We start from the raw sequence: 4,393 nt of genomic DNA on the forward strand, positions 1-4,393 counted from the left end.
CGCTCGCGGCGCCGCTCCAGGTACCCGGCGGCTTCCAGCTCCCGCAGGGCGGCGGCGATCCGCTGCTCGCTCTCGGGGAACCGGGCGGCGAGGAAGCGAATCCCGATCCGGGCCCCGTCGGGCAGCGACTGGATGTGCAGGGCGAGCCCCATCGCGAGAAGGCTCAACTGCCGGTGCTGGGCGAGGTGGTTGCCGACGACGGTGAAGCGGCTGGTGTGCCGGGTGTTGACGTGAAGAACACCGAAACGGGGTGAAGATCCGGGAACGGGGTCGGCGGCGGGTGTGTCCGCGCTAAGCTGCGAAGCATCCATCGGGAAGCGCCTACTTCCTAGGTGGTCAGGCCCTCGATCGGGATCGCGAGTCCCGGCCGGGGGCCGTCGTACGTCTGAGGTCGTTGTCGCAGCGAGCATATGCCAGCCAACCCACCCGAACCGCTGCCCAGTTGGGCATTCCACCCGTGTGGGTGACGAGAGGGACGGGTAGGGCGGGGAAGGGTTCTTTCTCTCCCTGATTCCTTTGAAGTAGTTGCCCCGCGGTCGACCGGGTNGGTCGACCGCGACGCCTGGCTGCGCTAGCGCAGCGCGGCTGCCAGCGGGGCGCGGGTGAAGAAGGTGTCGGCCTCGGCCAGGGCGTCATGGTCGGCCAGGATCTGCCCCGGGGCGCTGCCGTTGCCGAGCAGGACGCCGCCCAGGTGCATGCTCATGTAGTTCGCGGTGTTGCGGAGGGCACCCACCAGTGGGTCGGCGACGCTCCGGTTGTCGTCACCGAGCGCGGTGACGCCCCACAGGGTCCTGCCGCCCATGCGGGCGCGGAAGTCGAGACCCGGGACGCGCATCCAATTCACCCAGTGGTCGAGGTACAGCTTCGCGGGCGTGGAGAGGCTGTACCAGTACAGCGGCGAGGCGATCACCACGTCCGTGGCGTCCAGGGTCGCGTCCAGCAGCCGCCGGGCGTTGCCCTCGGGGTACGGGTACGTCCCGTCGCCGGCGTGGCGCGGGTCCGTGAAGTCGGGGAGCGGCAGATCGGTGAGCCGCAGCCACTCCTGCCGCACGCCACCGGGCAGCCCGGCGGCGGCTCGCCGTGCCAGGTGCTCGGTGTTGCCGTCCGTACGCGTACTCGCCAGCAGGAACAGGAACTTGCGGTCCGTATCAGCAGCCATGCCGTGCGCTCCTCACGATGAGTCGGTCACTGGCCACAACTTGCACGGCAGGCGATCCATTCCACTTCGCCGGTATCGCGAGCCCGACCCCCGAACTCCCCCCACACTGCTGCCTCTACGCTTGGGGCCGCCGGTTGATGGATCACGAACAGCGATGGAACGGGGCGTGCGGTGCCGACGGGGGAAGCGAGTGGCGGAGAGCTGATAGGCAAGGTCCTCGGGGGGCGCTACCGGGTGACCTCCGTCGTCGGGCGCGGCGGCATGGGAGTGGTCGCCCGGGCGGTGGACGAACTGCTGAACCGAGAGGTCGCCGTCAAGGTCCTGCGAGCCTTCACCGACGCCTCCGCGGCCGAACTGGCCGATCTACGGGCCCGGATGCAGCGCGAGGCGCAGGCCGCCGCCCGCATTCGGCACAGCGGCGTGGTCACCGTGCACGACGTGACCGAGGAGCAGGGGCTGCCGGTCATCGTCATGGAACTCGTCGACGGGCCCTCGCTCGACGACCTGCTGATGGAACGCGGCACCCTGGAGCCGTACGAGGCCGCGGCGATCGGCGCCAAGCTGATGGACGCGCTCGACGCCGCGCACCGGGCCGGCGTACTGCATCGGGACGTCAAGCCCGCGAACGTGCTGCTGGAGCACGGCGGGAGGGTGGTTCTCACCGACTTCGGCATCGCCACCATGGAAGCCTCCGGCGACGACGCCATGGCCAAACTGACCCGCAGCGGTGACATCATCGGCTCCGTCGACTACCTGCCACCGGAGCGCGCGCAGGGCAGGGAGCCCGGTCCCGCGTCGGACATCTGGTCGCTCGGCATGACGCTGTACGCGGCCGTGGAAGGCACTTCGCCGTTCCGCCGCAACTCCGCGTGGTCCACGCTGTCGGCGATCGTCACCGAACCCCTGCCGGAGCCCCGCCGGGCGGGACCCCTCACGCCGGTGCTCCAGGCGCTGATGGCGAAGGTGCCGGAGGACCGGCCGACCGCGGACCAGGCGCGCGGCTTGCTGGAGCGCGTCGCCTCGGGCGGGACGGTGCGTCTCGCGTCCCCCGCCCAGGCGTACGCCGCCACTCCGACGGTGGCCTCCGCCGCACCGCCACCCGGGTTCGGCGCCCCGCTGTTCCCGCAGCCGACCCCGCAGCCCCAGCCTCCGCACGCGGGCTACCCGCAGCCAGGCCTGCCGCAGATGTATCCGCAACCCGGCGCGCCGACCGCGGCCACGGTCGGAGTCCCCGGTCCCCCGACGAGCCGTACCGCGGCCCGTCGCGCACGGCGGCGCAACAGCCGCACCCTCCTCGCGACGGCGGCCGCCCTCGTCCTCCTCGCCGCAGGCGGCGGCATCACCTACGCCCTGACCGCCCAACAGGGCGGCACGACGACGGCCCAACAGGGCGGCACGGCCGTGGACGGCGTGCGGGCGACGGCGCCCGCCATCAGCTCCCCGCCGGGCACCCACCAGCCGACCGGGGACAGCACCCCGTCGTCCGCCGTTTCCCCCGACGCGTCCTCGAAGGAGCCGGAGGGTCACGGGGCCGAGGAAGAGGAGCCGGCTCCCACGAAGAAGCCCGGAACCGAAGGCGACAAGCCGGCCGAGAGCCCATCGGCCTCAGAGGAGCCCCAGCCCAGCCCGACGGTGAAGGAGCCGACCCCGGTGTCGACAGCCTGCACCGGCTGGGCCCACGAGAACAACAGCGACGGCTACGGCTACCTGGCCGAGACGTCCCACCTCTACACCGGCCCGTACGCGGCATGCCAGTACGTGACCGCGGTCAAGACCGGGGTGAAGATCTTCTACCACTGCTACATCACCAACGCCTACGGCAACAAGTGGATCTACGCCCGCATCGAGGGAACGAACACCGAAGGCTGGGCCTCCAGCACCAAACTCACCAGGGAGAGCGGCAATCTGGCCCGCTGCTAGCTCGCACTCGCCAGCAGGGAGACGTGACCGTCCTGGTCGACGAGGGTCGCGTGGGCTGAGTATGAGGTAACCACCAGCAAAGAGAGGGCGTGCCCTTTCCAGGATGCCGTCCAGAGAATCCTTCACCTCAGTACGGTGCCATCACCAAGTCGCCGATCACCGCAACCCGACTTGGGCCGCCAACCACGGTGCGCGTTCGGCCTCGACTTGCTTGACGTGGACGAAAACCGTGTGGTCGGCCGCAGGTTCCACCAGGTCGAGATCGTGGGCACGCACGCACAGCGTGACGAACGCGCCCCTGGTACCGCCCGCGCCCAGACCCACCTCCGGAGCCTCGGGCCAGGCGTTGAAGTCCCACCGCACCGTGGCCGGGCTGTCGCCCACCGCCTTGAGAAACGGCTCCACGGCTTCCGGTGCCTCAGCCCAGCACCGTAGCCAGATGGGCAGGGAGGCCGACGGATCGTCCCCCCCTGTCCGACGAACCATCCCTTCCTCCTTCCGCCCACCAATCGGCATCCGGCAACACAGCCAGCACCGTCGAAAGGAAGCGAGCGGAGGAGATCCGCACATCGAAATCGACCTCAAGACTCCTCAGGTCGGCAATCCCGAGCAGCCTCTCAACAATGTGCAATGCCTCCGAGAGGTCCGCCGTTCTCAGAATGGGCTGCGCCCAGGAGTTGGACATGGCGCCCAGTGTGCCACTGAGCGAGCTCTTTGAGCGCGGCCACCGATCGGTGACGCTGAGGTTGAAAGGGTGGGGTGACAGTCGGCGTTGGCGGTGCTACATCCTCGTCATGAGGTACGCGGATGGCGGCGGGCTGACCGCCGCGGGGCGGGCGAAGCGTGAAATGGTGCGCTTCGAGGCCGCGGAGATGTTCGGGCAGGGGGTACGGCCGCCTGAGGTGGCACGCAGGTTACGGGTGTCGCGGAAGTCGGCTTACGGCTGGCACGCCGCCTGGCGTGAGGGCGGCAGCGCGGCCCTGGCTTCCAAGGGACCTGGTGGCTTTCCGTGCCGGCTGGACGATGGTCAGGTCGAGCGGTTGCAGACTGAGCTGGGAGCGGCCCGGCCGCGCACGGCTGGACGGAGGACCAGCGCTGGACTCTGGCGAGGGTCGCGGCGCTGATTCACCGCCTGTTCGGCTACCGGTACACCCCGCGCGGGGTGTCGTATCTGCCGCACCGGCTGGCTGGTCACCGCAGGTCCCCGCGCATCGGGCCGTCGAGCGGGACGAGCAGGCCGTAGAGCAGTGGCGGTCGGAGCAGTGGTCACGGGTAAGAGGACGGCCCAGCTCCTGGGCGCGTGGATAGTCTTCG

General features: G+C 70.1%; 5 protein-coding genes and 2 pseudogenes. 3 read left to right on the forward strand and 4 right to left on the reverse strand.

The genetic code is table 11. The features are described from left to right. Both HTZ82_RS19800 and HTZ82_RS19805 read right to left on the reverse strand, forming a co-directional pair. Positions 1-311, reverse strand: a pseudogene (locus HTZ82_RS19800) (helix-turn-helix domain-containing protein); the annotation flags it as partial. Between the two features lie 260 nt (positions 312-571). Further along, a complete protein-coding gene (locus HTZ82_RS19805) occupies positions 572-1,159 on the reverse strand; it encodes a flavodoxin family protein (protein WP_175410764.1) in 588 nt (195 codons plus the stop codon). 171 nt (positions 1,160-1,330) lie between these two features. Here HTZ82_RS19805 and HTZ82_RS19810 point away from each other — a divergent pair, with 171 nt between their 5' ends. After that, complete coding sequence (locus HTZ82_RS19810) at positions 1,331-3,079, forward strand: serine/threonine-protein kinase (RefSeq protein WP_175410765.1); 1,749 nt, start codon at positions 1,331-1,333, stop codon at positions 3,077-3,079. Between the two features lie 156 nt (positions 3,080-3,235). Here HTZ82_RS19810 and HTZ82_RS32400 read toward each other — a convergent pair whose 3' ends face one another. Next, positions 3,236-3,484, reverse strand: coding sequence for a hypothetical protein (locus HTZ82_RS32400; protein WP_254711979.1), 249 nt, complete (start codon positions 3,482-3,484; stop codon positions 3,236-3,238). Between the two features lie 13 nt (positions 3,485-3,497). After that, complete coding sequence (locus tag HTZ82_RS32405) at positions 3,498-3,764, reverse strand: hypothetical protein (protein ID WP_254711980.1); 267 nt, start codon at positions 3,762-3,764, stop codon at positions 3,498-3,500. Positions 3,765-3,951: 187 nt separating this feature from the next. On the opposite strand from HTZ82_RS32405, the gene HTZ82_RS32410 reads away from it, so the two are divergent. Continuing rightward, on the forward strand, positions 3,952-4,203 hold the full coding sequence (locus HTZ82_RS32410) for a helix-turn-helix domain-containing protein (RefSeq protein ID WP_254711982.1): 252 nt from the start codon (positions 3,952-3,954) through the stop codon (positions 4,201-4,203). An 8-nt stretch (positions 4,204-4,211) separates the two neighbouring features. Continuing rightward, a pseudogene (locus HTZ82_RS32415) lies at positions 4,212-4,387 on the forward strand (winged helix-turn-helix domain-containing protein). Positions 4,388-4,393: the final 6 nt, after the last annotated feature.

This window comes from Streptomyces sp. TRM64462 (assembly GCF_013362995.1).
GTDB lineage: Bacteria > Actinomycetota > Actinomycetes > Streptomycetales > Streptomycetaceae > Streptomyces.

Coding starts and splice junctions, on each gene's coding strand:
- HTZ82_RS32405 (WP_254711980.1), bottom strand. CDS start 3,764: ATGTCCAACTCCTGGGCGCAGCCCATTCTGAGAACGGCGGACCTCTCG.
- HTZ82_RS19805 (WP_175410764.1), bottom strand. CDS start 1,159: ATGGCTGCTGATACGGACCGCAAGTTCCTGTTCCTGCTGGCGAGTACG.
- HTZ82_RS32410 (WP_254711982.1), top strand. CDS start 3,952: ATGTTCGGGCAGGGGGTACGGCCGCCTGAGGTGGCACGCAGGTTACGG.